We start from the raw sequence: 16,239 nt of genomic DNA, 5'->3' as shown, positions 1-16,239 counted from the left end.
TGAAACCCATGGACATCAAGCTCTCGCAGTGCTTCATCGCCGTCGACGACCACGACAAGGCGCTCGCCTTCTACCGCGACGCCCTGGGAATGGAGGTGCGCAACGATGTCGGGTTCGAAGGCATGCGCTGGGTGACCGTCGGGTCCCCCGCGCAGCCGGACGTGGAGATCGTCCTGGAGCCCCCGCTCGCCGACCCGAACGCCCCGGCCGCCGACCGGCAGACCATGGCCGAGCTGCTCGCCAAGGGCATGCTGCGCGGCGTCATCCTCACCTCCGACGACGTCGACGCGGCGTTCGAGAAGGTCCGCGCCGCGGGCGGCGAAGTGCTCCAGGAGCCGATCGACCAGCCGTACGGCGTCCGCGACTGCGCCTTCCGGGACCCCTCCGGCAACATGCTGCGCATCACCCAGGCCAAGAAGTAGTACCCGCCCCACCGCCCCCAGGGGCCGGAGCCCGGTATTCGGGCCCCGGCCCCCACGCACGGACAGTAGGCTCCGCGCACCAGTAATCCAGTAATGGAGAGACGACGAGCATGGCTCCGAGAACGAAGACCCCGCAGCCGCCCGCGCCGCACGCTGCCGACAGCCACGACCTGATCCGCGTGCACGGCGCGCGGGAGAACAACCTGAAGGACGTCAGCATCGAGCTGCCGAAGCGCCGGCTGACGGTGTTCACCGGAGTCTCGGGCTCGGGCAAGAGCTCGCTGGTCTTCGCCACCATCGCCGCCGAGTCCCAGCGGCTGATCAACGAGACGTACCCCGCGTTCGTCCAGGGCTTCATGCCCTCCCAGGCCCGGCCCGACGTCGACGTGCTCGACGGCCTGACGACCGCGATCATCGTCGACCAGCAGCGCATGGGCAGCGACCCCCGCTCCACCGTCGGCACCGCGACCGACGCCAACGCCATGCTGCGCATCCTCTTCAGCCGGCTCGGCAAGCCGCACATCGGCCCGCCCGGCGCCTTCGCCTTCAACGTCCCTTCGGTGACCGCCAGCGGCGCGATCACCGTCGAGCGCGGCAACAAGAAGACGGAAAAGGCGACCTTCAGCCGCACCGGCGGCATGTGCCCGCGCTGCGAGGGCCGCGGGTCGGTCTCCGACATCGACCTCACCCAGCTCTACGACGACTCCAAGTCGATCGCCGAGGGCGCGTTCACCATCCCCGGCTGGAAGTCGGACAGTTGGTGGACCGTGCGGATCTACGCGGAGTCCGGCTTCCTCGACCCGAACAAGCCGATCGCCAAGTTCACCAAGCGGGAGATGCAGGACTTCCTCTACAAGGAGCCGACCAAGGTGAAGGTCGAGGGCTCCACCCTCACCTTCGAGGGGCTGATCCCCAAGATCCAGAAGTCGTTCCTGTCCAAGGACCGCGAGGCGATGCAGCCCCACATCCGGGAGTTCGTCGACCGCGCGGTCACCTTCGCCACCTGTCCCGAGTGCGAGGGAACACGGCTCACCGAGGGCGCCCGCTCCTCGAAGATCAAGAAGATCTCCATCGCCGACGCCTGCTCCATGGAGATCAGGGACCTCGCGGAATGGGTCCGCGGCCTGAACGAACCCTCGGTCGCCCCGCTGCTCGAAGCCCTCCAGCAGACGCTGGACTCCTTCGTGGAGATCGGCCTCGGCTACCTCGCCCTGGACCGCCCCTCCGGCACCCTGTCCGGCGGCGAGGCCCAGCGCGTCAAGATGATCCGCCACCTCGGCTCCTCGCTCACCGACGTCACGTACGTCTTCGACGAGCCGACCATCGGCCTCCACCCGCACGACATCCAGCGCATGAACGACCTCCTGCTGCGCCTGCGCGACAAGGGCAACACCGTCCTGGTCGTCGAGCACAAGCCGGAGGCCATCGCCATCGCGGACCACGTGGTCGACCTCGGCCCCGGGGCCGGTACGGCGGGCGGCACCGTCTGCTTCGAGGGCACCCTGGAAGGGCTCCGCGCCTCCGACACCGTCACCGGCCGCCACCTCGACGACCGGGCCGTCCTCAAGGACGAGGTCCGCAAGCCCACCGGCGCGCTGGAGATCCGCGGCGCGACGGCGCACAACCTCCAGGACGTCGACGTCGACATCCCGCTCGGCGTCCTCACCGTCATCACGGGCGTCGCCGGCTCCGGAAAGAGCTCGCTGGTCCACGGCTCGATCCCGGCGGGCGAGAACGTCATCTCGGTCGACCAGAGCCCCATCAAGGGCTCCCGCCGCAGCAACCCGGCGACGTACACCGGCCTGCTGGAGCCGATCCGCAAGGCCTTCGCCAAGGCCAACGGCGTGAAGCCCGCCCTGTTCAGCGCCAACTCCGAGGGCGCCTGCCCCACCTGCAACGGCGCGGGCGTCATCTTCACCGACCTCGGCGTCATGGCCGGCGTCTCCAGCCCGTGCGAGGACTGCGAGGGCAAGCGGTTCCAGCCTTCGGTGCTCGACTACCACCTCGGCGGCCGCGACATCAGCGAGGTCCTCGCGATGTCGGTCGCCGAGGCCGAGGAGTTCTTCGGCTCCGGCGAGGCGGCCCTCCCGGCCGCGCACAAGATCCTCGACCGCCTGGCGGACGTCGGCCTCGGCTACCTCAGCCTCGGCCAGCCGCTCACCACCCTGTCCGGCGGCGAACGCCAGCGCCTGAAGCTGGCGACGCACATGGGCGACAAGGGCGGAACCTACGTCCTCGACGAGCCGACCACCGGCCTGCACCTCGCGGACGTGGAGCAGCTCCTCGGCCTGCTGGACCGCCTGGTCGACTCCGGAAAGTCGGTGATCGTCATCGAGCACCACCAGGCGGTCATGGCCCACGCCGACTGGATCATCGACCTCGGCCCCGGCGCGGGCCACGACGGCGGCAAGATCGTCTTCGAGGGCACCCCGGCCGACCTGGTCGCCGCCCGCTCGACCCTGACGGGCGAACACCTCGCGGAGTACGTGGGGGAGTGAGGCCAGCGCTCTCTCCGCCTGCTCCTCCAGGTCAGGCGGAGAGGGCCGCTTCAGGAGTCCCGGTACGGTCACGGCATGCCGTTCTATGTGTACGCCCAGGACCAGCCGGATGTCGCCGACCAGCTGATGGAGCTGTCCGAGGAGCACTGGTCCTACATGGACCGGTTCGAGGGCCGGCTGATACTCCGCGGCCCCACCGTGTCCGACGACGGGGAGGAGCACACGGGGAGCGTCCACGTCGCCGACCTCGCGGACCGGGCCGCGGCGGAGCGGTTCGCGCGGGAGGAGCCGTTCTGGAAGGCGGGCCTCTACCGCGATCTCACGGTCGTCGCGGCGAACGTGCTGTTGAGCCGTGAACCCGAGGCGGACGTCCCCCACACCCTCGTCACCGCTCAGTGGCCGCTGTCGGCAGCTGCTCCGGATGATGTCGAGCCGCGGGGGCTGTCGGGTGCGGAGACGGACAGCCGGCTCATCTTCGTGGCCGCTCTGGTCGACGACGGAGGGACCGGCACGACGGGAGTGGTCGCGGCCGTGCGGGGGCTCCCGGACGAAGCGCGGGGACTGGTCCGGCCGTTCGCGGAACGGCTGGCCGGTGGACGGCCCGCGGAACTCACGGCGCAGCGCTGGGAGCGCGGCGGGCGTCACTGACCCGGCAGGGGCTGTTGGGGAACGGACCCTCGGTCCCCGGCCGTGCAGAACACGCACCCCGCCCAGTACGGCAGGGCGTCCAGCACCCGGTGACGTACGCACGAGGCCGTCGCGGCGTCCTCCGGGCCGGGCAGGACATCTGTACCGGGCTCGGCCGTCGCGGGGGCGAACGCCTCCACCATCGCCCGGTACGTGCGCAAGTACCCCTCGGTGTACGGCGGTTCGTACGTCAGCTCCTCCCAGCGGTGACGGGTCAGCGCCAGGTCGAGGACGCACAGCAGCCAGTCCTTCGCCGCCGCCCGCTCGCGCGGGGTGTCTCCCCAGTCGAGCTCCGCCAGATCGAAGCCGACCACCCCGCGCCCCATGACGTTCTGGTCCTGGAGCGTGAGCAGGGCGGCGAAGCGGAAGTGCCAGGGCTCGCGGGCCAGGGCGGAGACGGCGAGTACGAGGACGTCCACGAACACCGCCGTACCGCCGTTGCGCATCTCCAGGCGTCTGCCGTCACCCCCGTGGAAGACGTTCATGGGCTGAGCCCAGGCAGGGGGCCGATCCGCTGTCAGCCGGGGATCGGCGATCATGAGGCCATGACCCGTACGCTGTCCACGCCACCCACCATGCGGTCCGGCTGCCTCGCCGGAGCCCCGCAACCCGTGATCCCGGTAGCCGGCGGCGGGCTGCGCTTGCGTCCGTGGGAGCGGGCCGACGCGCAGGCGTTCCTCTCCGCGTACGAGGACGAGGGCACCCGCCGCTGGCACACGCACCGGCCCTCGACCGAGGCCGAGGTCCGGGAGTGGTTCGAGGGGTACCGCCAGGACTGGGAGCGGGAGAAGGGCTGCCACTGGGCCGTCGCCCGCGAGAGCGGCGAGGTGCTCGGCCGGATGGCCCTGCGCCGCGTGGACTTCGCCGATGGGGTCGCGAACGCGGCGTACTGGGTGCTCCCGGCCGCACGCGGCGCGGGGGTCGCCTGCCGCGCACTCGCGGCGGTCAGCTCCTGGGCGCTGGACGACATCGGCTTCCACCGGCTGGAGTTGGACCACTCGACGCGTAACGACGCCTCCTGCCGGGTCGCGACCAAGGCCGGCTACCTGCTGGAGGGGACCAAGCGCAGCTCGGCCGTGCACGACGACGGGCGGCACGACATGCATCTGCACGCCCGTGTCAGAGGCGACCGCTGATCCGGTTGCTCAGCTGATCCGTTCGCGCAGCCAGGCGTTGATCCCGTCGACCGCGGTGGCGGCCAGGGCGGTGGCGTGGCCGGTGAAGCCGTGGGGCGCCGCGGGGTAGACGCGCAGCTCGACGTCGTTCCCCGCCGCCGACAGCCGCCCGGCCATGGTCAGGTTGTCCTCCAGCAGGATGTCCTCGGCGCCCACGACCAGCAGGGCCGGGGGGAGTCCGGTCAGGTCGGCGTAGAGGGGCGAGATGTCGGGAAGGGTGCGGTCGCGGTCCGGCACGTGGCCGACGTACGCCTGGATGAAGTACTCGTCCGCGATGAGACGGCCGCTCGGGGTGTGCGCGCTCAGGTCCCAGGTGCCGAAGCGGAGCGCCGCCCCGGCGAACCGGTCGACGACGCCCCGGTCCCGCAGCCGGAGGAGGGTCGTGAGGGCGAGGGTGGCCCCTGCGGAACTTCCGCCGATCGCGAGCCGCGAGGTCCCGAAGCGGGCCTCGGCCTCCTCGACGAGCCAGAGCGCCACCGCTGCGCAGTCGTCGGGGGCGGCTGGCCAGGGGTGTTCGGGCGCGAGCCGGTAGTCGATGCCGATGACGGCGATCTGCAGGGCGTCGGCGAGCGCGCGGTGGCGTTCGTCGCCCTGGGCGGCGGTGCCCATGTAGAAGCCGCCGCCGTGGATGCCCAGGTAGACGCCCCGGGGCGGACCGTCGGCAGGCAGGAAGATGCGGACCGGGACGCGTACGCCGGCGGCCTCGACCGTCTCTGCGAGGGGCGGCGGAACGACGGCACGGGGCGCGGGCTTCTTCGCCCGGGCCTCCTCCAGCTCCTCGAAGCCGGCCGGCCCCCGGCCGGCCGGCCGCGACCGGTAGAAGTCCCGGGCCTCGGCGACCTGCTCGGCGGGCACGTCCGCGAACAGTGCTTCCCGTGCGAATCGCATGTGCCGCTCCTTCTCCGTCCTCGTCCGTCCGGGTCTCCTGCCGGATGCTATCGGCGCTGCCGTGAGCCGGGCGGCCCCGCCGTACGCCCGGACATGACGTCTGTCATGAACAGTGGTGACAGGGCGCACCGCTCCCCTCCGCCCGCGCGGGTCAGGCTGGAGGAAGACCCGCGCACCGGATGCCGACGGTTGGACAGAGGCCATGCAGAAGAAGACCGAGAACGACCTGCTCATCGTCGAAGACCTGACGCTGCTGATGATGGACGACACGTCGGGGGCCATCGCGGGGGCGGGCACGCTGTACTACACGCTGGGCGGCGCGCTCCTCGTGGAGCTGGGCCTCGGCGGGCACATCAGGGCCGACGAGAACGACACGGGCCTCAACGGCGTGAAGGTGCATGCCGTAGCCGGTCGTACGCCGTCGGACCCGCTGCTCCGGGCCGCCCACGCGAAGGTGGGTGAGCGGGTGCGCGGCGTACAGACCCTGCTGATCGAGATCGGTACGGGGGTGGGGAAGCGGGAGACGGTGCTCGACCGCCTCGTGGAGCGGAGCGTGCTGCGCCAGGAGACGAAGAAGACCCTGGGCCTGTTCCGTACGACATCGACGACGGTGTCGGACACCGGGTACAAGAAGGCCCTGGTGGAGAAGGTCCGGGTCGTCCTGGTCGACGGGGCCGAGCCCGATGGCCGTACGGCGGCGCTGGCCGGACTGCTCTCCGCGAGCGGCACGCTCCCGACGCTGCACCGCTCCATCCCGTGGTCCGGCAAGGTCTACAAGCGGGCGAAGGAGCTGGAGCGGAGCAGTTGGGGCGCGGAGGCGGTGAACGCGGCGGTGCTGCGGACGGTGGCGGCGGTTGCCGCGGGGACCGCTGTCGCCGTCAGCAGCACTTAGCCGTCTGCCGTCTGCCTCTGGCCCGGCTCAGCAGCGCCGCGCTCACCTCGACCAGCTGCCCCGGTCCGATGCCCGCGGCCTCGAAGTCCTGCAGGCTGTTGATCCGGGCGTCCTGGAACTGCTTGCCGTTGGCCCGGACGTGGTAGCTGCTGTCCCGCTGCGGCGAGAAGTGGCCGGTCAGGTCCGCCTGTGCGTCCTGCGCTCCGATCTCCTGTTCCACGAGTTTGTCGTAGGTCTGGAGCCCTTCGTCGACCTTGATGTAGCCGAAGCTGCCGTCCATGTCGAAGAGCACGCGCTCTTCGGATTCGCCGAGCTTGAAGATCGTCTCGTAGTACTCGTCGGTCAGGGCCTGGTCCACCGTCAGGCGCAGCCCGGGATAGTCGGGGTCCACGTGCGTGTGGTCGCCCTCCTCCTCGGGGGGCTTCTCCCGGGGGCGGCGCTGCACGGTGGCCCCGGGGGCGTGGGAGGACGGGGCACCGCCCGCGCTCTCTGCAGCCGGGCTGTGGGCCGACGGCCGGGACAGCACCCGCGACGCGTTCGCCTCGGCCTCGCGCTCGTATCGGTCGGAGGGGTCGCTGATCCGTAGACCGGTTCCGTCGTCGGTGCCGGAGACAGGCCCCGTGCGTTGTTGGATGACGTGCGTCAACTCGTGGGCGAGCGTGTGCTGGTCGTCGCCCCCGTCGCCGATCACGATGTGGCTTCCGGAGGTGTAGGCGCGAGCACCGATCTCGGCGGCGGAGTCCCGGGCGGCCGCGCCGGTGTGCAGGCGGACGTCGGAGAAGTCGGCGTCGGACCGGCTCTCCATGTCGTCCTTGAGCGCGGCGTCCAGGGGGCGGCCCGGGGCCCGGAGGACGTTCTGGACGGTGAAACGCTGCACATCGGGCGCGGTTTGCGTCCCGTCGGGCCGGGCCGACTCCTCCTGCCGCTTCCGTTCCTCCTCCAGCAGGCGCGTCACCGCCGCATTGCCCAGGGCCCGTTGGGGAGCGAGGGCACCACCGGATTCGAGGGCTCCGGCGCCGCCCGGGAGGCGGGCCGGAGCCGCGGCCCGGGCCCGGCCCCGTGCTGGGCTGTCATCAGGCTCTTTTCCCGAGGCGTACGCACGCACAGAGAGGTTCCTTCGTCGCGTCGATGGCTAGCCTTTCCAGGCTGCTCGACCGTGTACGCCCGGCGGACGGTACGGCGGGGCAGTACACGGTGCCCCGGGGGGCCCGGTGATGCTGCCTGCACCCCTATGCCTTCACGCCTTCTTCGACGGGGCGGGCCATCCAGGTCCGGCGAGTGGACCGTACGACGAGGTCGTCGCGGTGGCGTACGTCCTCGGGCCCGCCGCCGATCAGCCGGTCGAGCGCGGCCAGGTCGTCGGCGTCGACGCGCCCGTCGAGCGAGCCGCGGATCCGCTCGAAGACCAGGAAGGCGTACCGGCCCGCCCCCTCGGGCAGCGGGGCGCGCAGCTCCCACGGCTCGGCGCGCTCCTGCTCGACGGAGAAGCCGGCGGCCGTCAGCAGGGAGCCCCAGTCGGCACCCCGGTGCGGCATCCGCTCGGCGTGCAGCCCGTCGAGCGCCGCGCGACAGCGGGCCTCCAGCTCGCCCGGCTCCCCGTCCGCGGGCAGGAAGGACGGCATCCCGTCCACCTCCGCGACGGCCAGCAGCCCTCCGGGACGCAGCGCGGCGCGGATCCCGGCCAGGGCGGTCGCGGGGTCGTCCAGGTGGTGCAGGGACGCCGACGCCCAGACGAGGTCGGCGTCGACCACTCCCGGCACCCCCGTACCGGCGTCGGCCTCCAGCGTGCGCACGCGGTCGTCCAGCCCCCGCTCGCGGGCCGCCGAGACGAGCAGCTCCAGCATCGCGGGGGAGCTGTCGACCGCGGTCACGCGGGCGGTCGGGAACTGCTCCAGCAGGGCGAACGTGCCGGTCCCGGTGCCCGAGCCGAGGTCGACGATGTGCCGGACGTCGTCACCGGCCAGACAGGCGATACGCCCGGTGAGCGCGGTCAGGTGGGGTGCGAAGAGAGCGGCGTCGAGGTCGAGGATCTCGGGAAGCCCGTTCGGCGTTGCGTCGGAGTCGTGGGTGTGGGCATGCGCGGAGGGCGCCCCGTGCTGGTGCTGGTGCTGGTGCTGGTGTGCGTGAGCCATGAGATCGAGCGTACGGTCTCCTGCGCCTGACGCATGCAGTCTTGCCGCTAACGCAAGAAGATGGCGCCGAAGCCGGCAGTGGAGGCAATGCGCGGACAACTCGTCCGCACCTCGCGGACGGCACGCAGGCAGCTCCTGAGCAGCCGACGGGCGAACCGTCCGGAACCTGAGCGCACAACCATTCGCGGCACGGATGGTCTTTCTGGGCAGATGACGGGCAGCAGACCCGCCCGTAGTACGCACGCGCGCATCCGGGGGATGAACCATGAAGACTTCTCGACTCCGTACCGCTTCGGCGATCTTCGTGACGCTCGCCGCCACGGCGACCGCCGCCCCGGCCTTCTCCGGTACGGCGGTGGCGGCCGCGCAGGCCTCCGCAGTCCGTCAGCAGGTCGACTTCAACGGTGACGGGTACGAGGACATGATCGCCTCGGTGCTCGACGGGACCGTCTCCGGCATCAAGAAGGCCGGTTACGTGGCGGTGTATCGGGGTGACGCGAAGGGCATCAGCCCGGCCCGGCACCAGGTGATCAACCAGAACACGGCCGGAGTCCCCGGCTCGGCCGCCGCGAACGCGCGCTTCGGCGGTTCGGCGCCCGCCGACATCGACGCCGACGGCTACACCGACCTGCTGGTCTCGGCCGGAAACGGCCGCCCGATCATCCTGTTCGGCGGCAAGAGCGGTCTCGGTACCCGGGCCGTCGAGTTCCAGGGGCAGGGCAACGCGGTGGGCGACTTCGGCGGCGACGGCCGGGCGGACGTGGCCGGGATCGACAACACCGAATGGGCCGGCAGGATCGTGCTCAGCGAGAACATCGGCGCGGACGGCTCGGTCGGAAGCACCCGCACGGCGCTGACCGCCGACGGAGTCACGACCTACGAGGGACTGCAGGCCGCGGACATCAACAACGACGGCAAGGACGACCTGCTGGTACGCACCGGCTGCAACGACGAGCCGGACTGCGGCGGGACGTCGCTGTACCTGTCGACCGGCACGGGCTTCACCCGCACCGACATCGTCACCGCGCCGGGAACGTACCTCAACCACGCCTCGGTGACGGTCGGTTCGGTCAACGGCGACGCGTACCCGGACCTGGTCTTCACCCGGCGGCCCACCGGCCTGGACAGCGACGTGGACTTCCCGAGCAAGGGCGGCGCGGTGGCGGTCGCCCTCGGCGGCCCCAAGGGGCAGAACACCTCCGTGAAGCCGAAGTGGATCACCCAGGCCACGGCCGGGGTGCCGGGCGCCGACGAGAAGGGCGACGCCCTGGGCGCGAGCGCCGCGGTGGGGGACCTGGACGGCGACGGCTACGGCGAGGTCGTCGTGGGCCTGCCGGGCGAGGACGTCGGCACGGCGAAGGACGCCGGAGGGGTCCTGGTCTTCAAGGGCCGAGCCTCGGGCATCACGGGCGCCGACACGAAGGTGATCGGCCAGTCCACGGTGGACGTGCCCGGCGTCGACGAGCAGGGCGACGCGTTCGGCGGCGAGGTCCATGTGGTGTCCGGGGCCAAGAACGTACCGGCCACGCTTGCGGTGGCCGCCCCCGGCGAGAACACCAACCAGGGCGGCGTCTGGCTCTTCAAGGGCAGCCGCACGGGCCCGGTCACCAAGGGCAGCGTCTCCTTCGGCGAGGCGAGCCTGGGCGTCACGCCGTCGGCGGTCCGCTTCGGCAACTGGCTGGGCTGACGGGGCTGTTCACGAGCCACCGGGATGCCGGCGGACATCCGCTCACTACGCCGGTACGAGCGCGTCGCAGGGGGCGGCGCTCGCAATGCGCTGCCCCTGTTCGCCCCGTCCGCCGACTGCCTATTCTTGGGATCATGACCGCCCAGCCCCCGGAGCCCACTCCACGCCCCGTCCCATCAGGAGAGCTCCGAGCTTCTCACGACGACCGGGAAGCAGTGGTGGAGCAGCTCCGCGACGCGGCGGCAGAGGGGCGCATCGACCTCGATGAGCTGGATTCCCGCCTGGAGCAGGCGCTGACGTCGAAGACATACGGTGAACTGGCGCTCCTCACGGCCGACTTGCCGAAGCCGCCTTCGTCGGCAGCCGAGAACCTGCCGCCGCTGGTACTCAAGGGCGGCATGTACGGCGCGTCCCGGGGCCCCGGCCGCTGGGAGGTCCCCGGGCACGTGATCGCGCACGCGGGCGTGGGAGGGGTGAGCCTCGACTTCACCCGGGTCGAGTGCCGCCTCGCGGAGGTCGTGGTGGAGGCGTACGGGGAGACCTCCGGCGTCACGATCGTCATCCCCGACGGCTGGGCCGCGGACACCACCGGCCTGGCCCCCGGCTTCGGCGGCCTGAAGGACAAGACGACTCCCGACCGCCTCCCGGGAACGCCACTGATCCGGCTCACCGGGTCCGGCGGCATGGCCGGAGTGGTCATCCGCCACCCCGGCAAGCGGGAACGCAGGAAGCTGGACGGCAACGCGACGCAGGACTGAGCCTGTTGCTCAACCCCGGGCGCTCGGTGGGGGCGCCACAACGGTGACTCGGGCTGTCCAGGACCCGGGTTCCCGAGGCTGATCCCAGACCACGTCGACGTCAGCTTCGTTCACGTCGTGCGCGAGTCCCACCACCACCGCGGTCACGGCGGCCCGTGCCTCGGCCGGGTCGGTATCGGGCGGCAGACCGGTAAGGCGCCCGCAGAGTGTCCCGCCTTCCTCGGTGAGAACACTGTGGCGCCAGCCTTCCGGCGTCGCGAGAAGGACGATGCCCTTGGGCATGCCGAAGGGAGCCTGCCTCTTCTTCGTGTGCTCCTGCCTCACCATGGAACTATCCAATCCCCCAACCGGACATTGCTTCCGCGTCCGCCTTCAGCAACGCAGCCCAACAACGCCCCAGCCACGCTGCTGGGCCTGGCCGATGACGTCACCCCACCCGCGGAGCAGCCCAACGAACGCGTCGAAGCTGTTGATGCGGCTGGATCCGGCGTGAGCGTACCGCTCGAACGGCTCTTGGAGCGCTTCGAGTTGGGTGCCGACCAGATCCCAGAACAGTTTCAGCGAAGAGGCAGCTTCAGGAGGACACCACAGGAGGTGATCCGGCGGTGCAGGGGGCAAGACCACCGATACGTGCGCCGCGGCCCCCTCGGAGTCCTGGTCGGCCATGTACTCCAGCCCGCCCCAGAAGAGCGGATCGATGAACCGGTCCACGGCCGACCGCATTGCAGGCGGGACGAACCCCCGAATCGCCTCCCAGTGCTCGCTCGCCGCGAAGTGATCCTTGTACGAGAAACCGACGGCCCCGAAGTCGTACTTCCCGAACCAGCCGAGGGCGGAAGGAGAGGGCCAGAACCACTGAGGACCTATGGGTGACGGATGGCCGGGACCGGCGGCCCACCACTCCTCGCCCACGGAGAAACCGGCATCATGCAACATCCCGTAGTGCTGATCGCTCGGTTCCGACATGAGGTGGTCCCAGTCGACGATCAGTACGTCAATGCATATCCCCATGCCGGTAAAGGGTAGAGAGGCCTCGGTCTCGCGGGCGACCAGGGGCATCAGCCTGGCAATCCGCCGAGTCAGGCGTGATGGGAGAAGGTGCTCGGCCCCCGACGCTCACTGCTGCCTCACCCCGAAGAAGCCCCCGGAGCTCATCCGGCGTTCACGACCAGAATTCACGCGGTGGAGCCAGGTTCAGTCCCGCGCAGCCCACTAGTAGCCCGGTGGCATCGGCTGTTCCGGCGCATTATTGAAAAGATAGTCGTACATGTCTCGGAGATAGGTGTGGAGGGTTTCCCTGTCAGGGAATTCGATATCGGTCAGCCTTTCGTACTCGGCTGGTCCGAAAGAATCATCCGACAGAATCTGTTCGAATCCCTCGCGAATCAATTTCACGTAGGAATCGCTGTAGCTCAGTAGTGTGGGCCTGAGGTCTCCTGTATTTTCATACCCTCGCTCAAGATCCAGGTTTGCCCTGAAGAAGTTCCTGAAACGTGCGTCCATCGAAATGCTTCCTTATGGGTGGCGGCCAGGGGCCGGGTTTGCGAACATGGTGTGCAGGCGGTATGTGCCGTCGGGATTCTGCCGGTACAGAGGCATAATTGTTCCGCCTTCGAAATTCACCGGCTTGAATTCGTCAAGGTTGGCCGGGTCACGATAGTAGCCCGTGAACCTTTCCTCTGCCCCAGGACCGAGCACGTCCTCGATCGAAGTCTCTATAGCCTCTTCCCCGGTGCGAGCCATCTCGGCGCGGAAGTAGGCGTCGGCTCGCGCCATGTCTTCCGCGTTGTCGAAGCGTGTCGCGAACGCGCCGACGCGGTGCGCACGGCCGGTCACCCCGTCCACCGCAGTGCCGGTCAACGGCCCGGTGAATTTTCGGCCACCGGATCGTTTCCCGGCCGGAGTTGATCAGGGCCCCTTCTCCGGGCCGGAAGAATGTGCCGGTGGTTCGTACTGCTGCGCCTGCCGCTGTTGCTGCTTCTCCTGCTCGGCCTTCTGCTTCTCCAGCGTGTGCTGGAGGAAGGACCAGCCGACGCAACCGGCGCAGAGCACAGCGGTGATGGCGATACCCGCGAATACCTTCCCGAGCCGCTCGTCGGCGCTGCGCCGTGCGCGCCCCGCACCGAAGAGCAGGGCATCGCGCATCCTGCGGCGGCGTGCCCCCACCGATTCCAGCAGTTGACTGTCGTAATCCCGTGCCACGCGATCCCCCTTTGCCACTGCAACATACCGAGGGGCGCTCGCGGAGTACACACCAGGGTCGTCGGAAGTGATGGGGCGGTTTCACGCCCGGCGGGGGCGGGTCCAGTCGCGGTTCTCGCGTACGACGGTGAATCCGGCCGATGTGTAGAGCGCCACCGCCGCCTCGTTGCGGGCCGGAGTCACGACGGCCACCGCGCTCGCGCCCCGGTCGGCGAGGGCCGCGCACGTGCCCAGGACGGCGTCGCGGCCGTAGCCGTGGCCGCGGTGGTCCGGGTGAGTGCCGACCGGTTCGAGCAGGGCGCATCGGCCCGCGCCCGCGAACCAGCCCGTCGCGGCGGCCGCCGGCTCGCCGTCCGGTGACGAGCGTCTCCGTGGACAGACGGCCCGCCGGGGCCGCCCGCATCGTCTCCCAGTGCTTCAGGGCGAACTTCGACCCGGGAAAGGCCGACCTGTGGATCAGCACCCGGCCGGCGGCGTCGGGCTCGCCGACCGGTTCGGCGCGGGTCGTCACCGGCTGCGGGGTCGAGGACAGGACGAGCCGGGTCTCCTCCGGGTGGGGGTGCCACCCCGGTACGGGCAGGCCGTCGGACCGGTCGATGCCCGGTACGAGCAACTCCTCGGCGTCCGCCGCGAGCGCCCCGAGGTCGGCGTCGGGTGCTGCCGTCACCCGTAGGACGCGTCCGCCGAGAAAGCCCACCGCGACCGGGGCCGCGGCGTCGTGCCGGGGGTCGAGCCGAGGGGGGCGTCCCGTGCTCCGCGCGTCGACCCAGAGGTGGACCGTCGCGTCCGCGTGGCACAGCAGCCGGCCCGCGTCCCCGGGGTGCAGGCCCCCCGCCGGGGCGTCGGCCGGTGTCCACGCGGTCAGCGCGCGCAGCGCCCGGGGGGTGTCGAAGCGGGAGAGGGGGCGCCGTACGACAGGAGGCATGGGGGCGAGGATAGGGGTGTCCTACCCGCCCCTGGTCAGTCGGAAATGCGCTCCTCCAGGCGGACGGTCACGGTGTCCCCCTCCTCCTTGCCGATCGCCTTGCGTACGTCCGCCTTCACGGGCAGCTTGTGCGTGCCGTCGCCCAGGGCCATGAACGAACTCCGGAACGGGTGGCCGTCGACCGTGCCCCGGACCTTCACCAGGCCGCGGGTGCCGAAGAACTCGGCCGACTCGGGCCACACCACGTAGGTCCAGCCGCCCTTGCTCGGGCTCTTTCGCAGAGTCGCGGTGAATTGCTTGTCCATCGTCGGTACCGCCTGTCCGTGAGCCCGCGGCGGGGCCCGTCGCGGTGTTCACCAGTAGGACAGGGGCGGGCACCGAAACTCATCGGTGACTCGGGCGGCGCGCGGTCTGCCTCGCTCAGCCCTGCCGCAGCGCGAACCACAGCTCCGCCCGTACGTCCATGTCGTCCAGGTCCGCGCCCAGCAACTCCCCGCACCGCCCGATGCGTTGGCGCACCGTGTTGCGGTGGACGCCGAGCGCCACCGCCGTGCGGTCCCAGCTGCCGTGCAGGGAGAGCCAGCAGCGCAGGGTGTCGGCCAGCGGCGCGGTGAGCGGGGCGAGGAGGGCGCGGGCGTGGGCGGCCGCCTCCTCGGGCGGGACCAGGGCGGCCAGGCCGCTCACGGGGGCGTCCACCGTCAGCGGGGCGCGGGTCGCCTGTGCGTGGGCCAGGGCGCGGGCGGCCAGGGAGTCGGCGGCGTCGAGCGCGGTGACGGGGGTGGGGGCGGACGCGCCGAGCGTCCAGCCGGGCTGCGGGGCGATCCTGTCCGCCTCCTGCGGCGGCCGTGCTGCCCTGCCCTCCTGCGGCGGCCGTGCTGCCTCGCCCTCCCGCAGCGGCCGCCCCGCTTCGCCCGGCAGCAGCAGCCGTACCGCCTCGCCGCCCCCACGGCCCGCGTCCACCAGGGCCGTGCCCAGCGACGCGCCCAGGGCCCCGGCCGTCAAGGCGTCCGCCGGGGTGCCGTCCGTGCGGCGCGCGTGGATCACCGTCCAGGGGCCGGTGGCGCCGAGGAGCGGGGCCACCTCGGCGGGGGTGGCGCCCAGGAGCATGCGGACCAGGGCCGCCGAACGGCCCGCCGCGTCCGCGCCCTGGTGCGGGGCGGCCAGGAGCGACAGCAGGACCACCGCGATGCCCGCCACCGTGTGGTCGCCGGACTCCCGCCGCCCGGCCGCCAGCGCCAGGACCAGGCCGTCGCCGCCGCCCAGCGCGTACGCCGACAGATGCGTGGCGCCGTGGGTGTCCGTCGCCGACGCGGGGGAGCCGGGGCGTTCCCGGGCCACCACGCGAGCCAGCCGCGTCAGGGCTCCCGCCGGCTCCGGGGACAGGCGGCGGCCCGCCGCGTGGACCTCCTCGCCCCGTGCACTCAGCAGCACCGCCCGGCCGCCGAGTTGCGTCGCCAGCTGGTGCAGGACCGCCGGTACGGGGTCGGGGCGGGCCGCCGCCGTCGCCAGGGCCTGCTGGGCGCGGGTCACCCGGCGCAGCTCGCGGTGGCGCGCCTCGGCCATCAGCCGCCACACCACCCGCGCGATCGCCGTGAACGGGGTCTGCGGCGGTACCTCCAGCAGCGGCAGGCCCTGCCGGTCGCACGCCTCGATCAGCGCCCCGGGCACCGTCTCGTGCACCGGGCGCACCCCGAACCCCAGCGCCGCCGCCCCCGCCTCCACCAGCCGGCCGACGTAGTGGTCCGGGTCCGTCAGCAGCACCCCGGCGCTCAGCAGCAGCTCGCCGCCGAGGAGGTACGGATACGGGTCCGCCATCTCCGAGGTGTGCACCCAGAGCAGCTCGGCCTCGGCCGGGCCCGCGATCCTGCGCAGGCCCAGGTCCTTGCTCGCCAGCAGCTCCGCCAGCGGGATGGGCGGGGTCGGCGGGCCGGGGGGCGAAGCCGGGGGTGCTGTGGGAGTGGTGCCTGTGGGAG

The 16,239-nt window shown here is 71.5% G+C and carries 20 protein-coding genes; 8 read left to right on the top strand and 12 right to left on the bottom strand.

What is annotated here, in order from left to right; all coding sequences use genetic code 11:
- Positions 1-8 precede the first annotated feature (8 nt).
- The 3 genes from D3105_RS10395 (at position 9) to D3105_RS10385 (ending at position 3,568) form a co-directional block, all read left to right on the top strand.
- The gene (locus D3105_RS10395) at positions 9-422 is read left to right on the top strand and encodes a VOC family protein (RefSeq protein WP_010062862.1); all 414 of its coding nucleotides are present in this window, start codon (positions 9-11) and stop codon (positions 420-422) included.
- 110 nt (positions 423-532) lie between these two features.
- Positions 533-2,920 (top strand): excinuclease ABC subunit UvrA, encoded by a 2,388-nt coding sequence (locus D3105_RS10390; RefSeq protein ID WP_118902509.1) that lies wholly within the window; start codon positions 533-535, stop codon positions 2,918-2,920.
- Between the two features lie 75 nt (positions 2,921-2,995).
- Entirely contained in the window at positions 2,996-3,568 is a 573-nt protein-coding gene (locus D3105_RS10385) for a YciI family protein (RefSeq protein WP_118902506.1), read from the top strand.
- On the opposite strand, the gene D3105_RS10380 is transcribed toward D3105_RS10385, so the two are convergent.
- Positions 3,562-4,092, bottom strand: a complete 531-nt coding sequence (locus D3105_RS10380) for a hypothetical protein (protein ID WP_118902503.1) — start codon at positions 4,090-4,092, stop codon at positions 3,562-3,564. The genes D3105_RS10385 and D3105_RS10380 overlap by 7 nt on opposite strands.
- Before the next feature lie 60 nt (positions 4,093-4,152).
- On the opposite strand from D3105_RS10380, the gene D3105_RS10375 reads away from it, so the two are divergent.
- Positions 4,153-4,743 carry a GNAT family N-acetyltransferase gene (locus D3105_RS10375; protein WP_118902500.1) on the top strand — a complete coding sequence of 197 codons (591 nt, stop codon included), beginning with the start codon at positions 4,153-4,155 and terminating at the stop codon, positions 4,741-4,743.
- Positions 4,744-4,752: 9 nt separating this feature from the next.
- On the opposite strand, the gene D3105_RS10370 is transcribed toward D3105_RS10375, so the two are convergent.
- Positions 4,753-5,670 (bottom strand): alpha/beta hydrolase, encoded by a 918-nt coding sequence (locus D3105_RS10370; protein WP_118902497.1) that lies wholly within the window; start codon positions 5,668-5,670, stop codon positions 4,753-4,755.
- A gap of 202 nt (positions 5,671-5,872) precedes the next feature.
- On the opposite strand from D3105_RS10370, the gene D3105_RS10365 reads away from it, so the two are divergent.
- On the top strand, positions 5,873-6,562 hold the full coding sequence (locus tag D3105_RS10365) for a GOLPH3/VPS74 family protein (protein ID WP_118902494.1): 690 nt from the start codon (positions 5,873-5,875) through the stop codon (positions 6,560-6,562).
- On the opposite strand, the gene D3105_RS10360 is transcribed toward D3105_RS10365, so the two are convergent.
- Positions 6,549-7,517 (bottom strand): DUF4157 domain-containing protein, encoded by a 969-nt coding sequence (locus D3105_RS10360; RefSeq protein WP_240646866.1) that lies wholly within the window; start codon positions 7,515-7,517, stop codon positions 6,549-6,551. The genes D3105_RS10365 and D3105_RS10360 overlap by 14 nt on opposite strands.
- A gap of 274 nt (positions 7,518-7,791) precedes the next feature.
- Positions 7,792-8,694 (bottom strand): class I SAM-dependent methyltransferase, encoded by a 903-nt coding sequence (locus tag D3105_RS10355; RefSeq protein ID WP_118902487.1) that lies wholly within the window; start codon positions 8,692-8,694, stop codon positions 7,792-7,794.
- 265 nt (positions 8,695-8,959) lie between these two features.
- Between D3105_RS10355 and D3105_RS10350 the strand changes: the two genes are divergently transcribed.
- Positions 8,960-10,381, top strand: a complete 1,422-nt coding sequence (locus D3105_RS10350) for an FG-GAP and VCBS repeat-containing protein (RefSeq protein WP_118902484.1) — start codon at positions 8,960-8,962, stop codon at positions 10,379-10,381.
- Between the two features lie 134 nt (positions 10,382-10,515).
- Positions 10,516-11,139, top strand: a complete 624-nt coding sequence (locus D3105_RS10345; protein WP_118902481.1) for a DUF1707 SHOCT-like domain-containing protein — start codon at positions 10,516-10,518, stop codon at positions 11,137-11,139.
- 9 nt (positions 11,140-11,148) lie between these two features.
- Here the strand turns inward: D3105_RS10345 and D3105_RS10340 are convergent, their stop codons facing one another.
- The 6 genes from D3105_RS10340 to D3105_RS36025 all read right to left on the bottom strand — a co-directional run bounded on the left by D3105_RS10340 (position 11,149) and on the right by D3105_RS36025 (position 13,638).
- A complete protein-coding gene (locus D3105_RS10340) occupies positions 11,149-11,466 on the bottom strand; it encodes a hypothetical protein (protein ID WP_118902478.1) in 318 nt (105 codons plus the stop codon).
- A 45-nt stretch (positions 11,467-11,511) separates the two neighbouring features.
- Positions 11,512-12,198: a hypothetical protein gene (locus D3105_RS10335; RefSeq protein ID WP_240646865.1), complete on the bottom strand. Its 687-nt coding sequence runs from the start codon at positions 12,196-12,198 to the stop codon at positions 11,512-11,514.
- A 153-nt stretch (positions 12,199-12,351) separates the two neighbouring features.
- On the bottom strand, positions 12,352-12,642 hold the full coding sequence (locus D3105_RS10330) for a hypothetical protein (RefSeq protein WP_118902475.1): 291 nt from the start codon (positions 12,640-12,642) through the stop codon (positions 12,352-12,354).
- A gap of 12 nt (positions 12,643-12,654) precedes the next feature.
- The gene (locus tag D3105_RS10325) at positions 12,655-12,999 is read right to left on the bottom strand and encodes a hypothetical protein (protein WP_240646864.1); all 345 of its coding nucleotides are present in this window, start codon (positions 12,997-12,999) and stop codon (positions 12,655-12,657) included.
- Between the two features lie 48 nt (positions 13,000-13,047).
- Complete coding sequence (locus tag D3105_RS10320) at positions 13,048-13,341, bottom strand: hypothetical protein (protein WP_118902472.1); 294 nt, start codon at positions 13,339-13,341, stop codon at positions 13,048-13,050.
- An 81-nt stretch (positions 13,342-13,422) separates the two neighbouring features.
- On the bottom strand, positions 13,423-13,638 hold the full coding sequence (locus D3105_RS36025; protein WP_425315732.1) for a GNAT family N-acetyltransferase: 216 nt from the start codon (positions 13,636-13,638) through the stop codon (positions 13,423-13,425).
- Positions 13,639-13,792: 154 nt separating this feature from the next.
- Here D3105_RS36025 and D3105_RS36020 point away from each other — a divergent pair, with 154 nt between their 5' ends.
- Positions 13,793-14,014, top strand: a complete 222-nt coding sequence (locus tag D3105_RS36020) for a hypothetical protein (protein WP_425315731.1) — start codon at positions 13,793-13,795, stop codon at positions 14,012-14,014.
- Positions 14,015-14,301: 287 nt separating this feature from the next.
- On the opposite strand, the gene D3105_RS10310 is transcribed toward D3105_RS36020, so the two are convergent.
- Together D3105_RS10310 and D3105_RS10305 are read right to left on the bottom strand one after the other, a co-directional pair.
- Positions 14,302-14,571, bottom strand: coding sequence for a DUF1905 domain-containing protein (locus tag D3105_RS10310; RefSeq protein WP_010062891.1), 270 nt, complete (start codon positions 14,569-14,571; stop codon positions 14,302-14,304).
- 115 nt (positions 14,572-14,686) lie between these two features.
- Positions 14,687-16,239 (bottom strand): PucR family transcriptional regulator (locus D3105_RS10305; RefSeq protein ID WP_425315730.1); only part of this gene is annotated, 1,553 nt, incomplete at its 5' end.

Source organism: Streptomyces globisporus (genome assembly GCF_003501885.1).
In the GTDB taxonomy this organism is placed as follows: Bacteria; Actinomycetota; Actinomycetes; order Streptomycetales; family Streptomycetaceae; genus Streptomyces; species Streptomyces globisporus_D.
The sequence above is the reverse complement of the archived record's forward strand: the minus strand, read 5'-3'. Positions and strand labels throughout refer to the sequence as shown.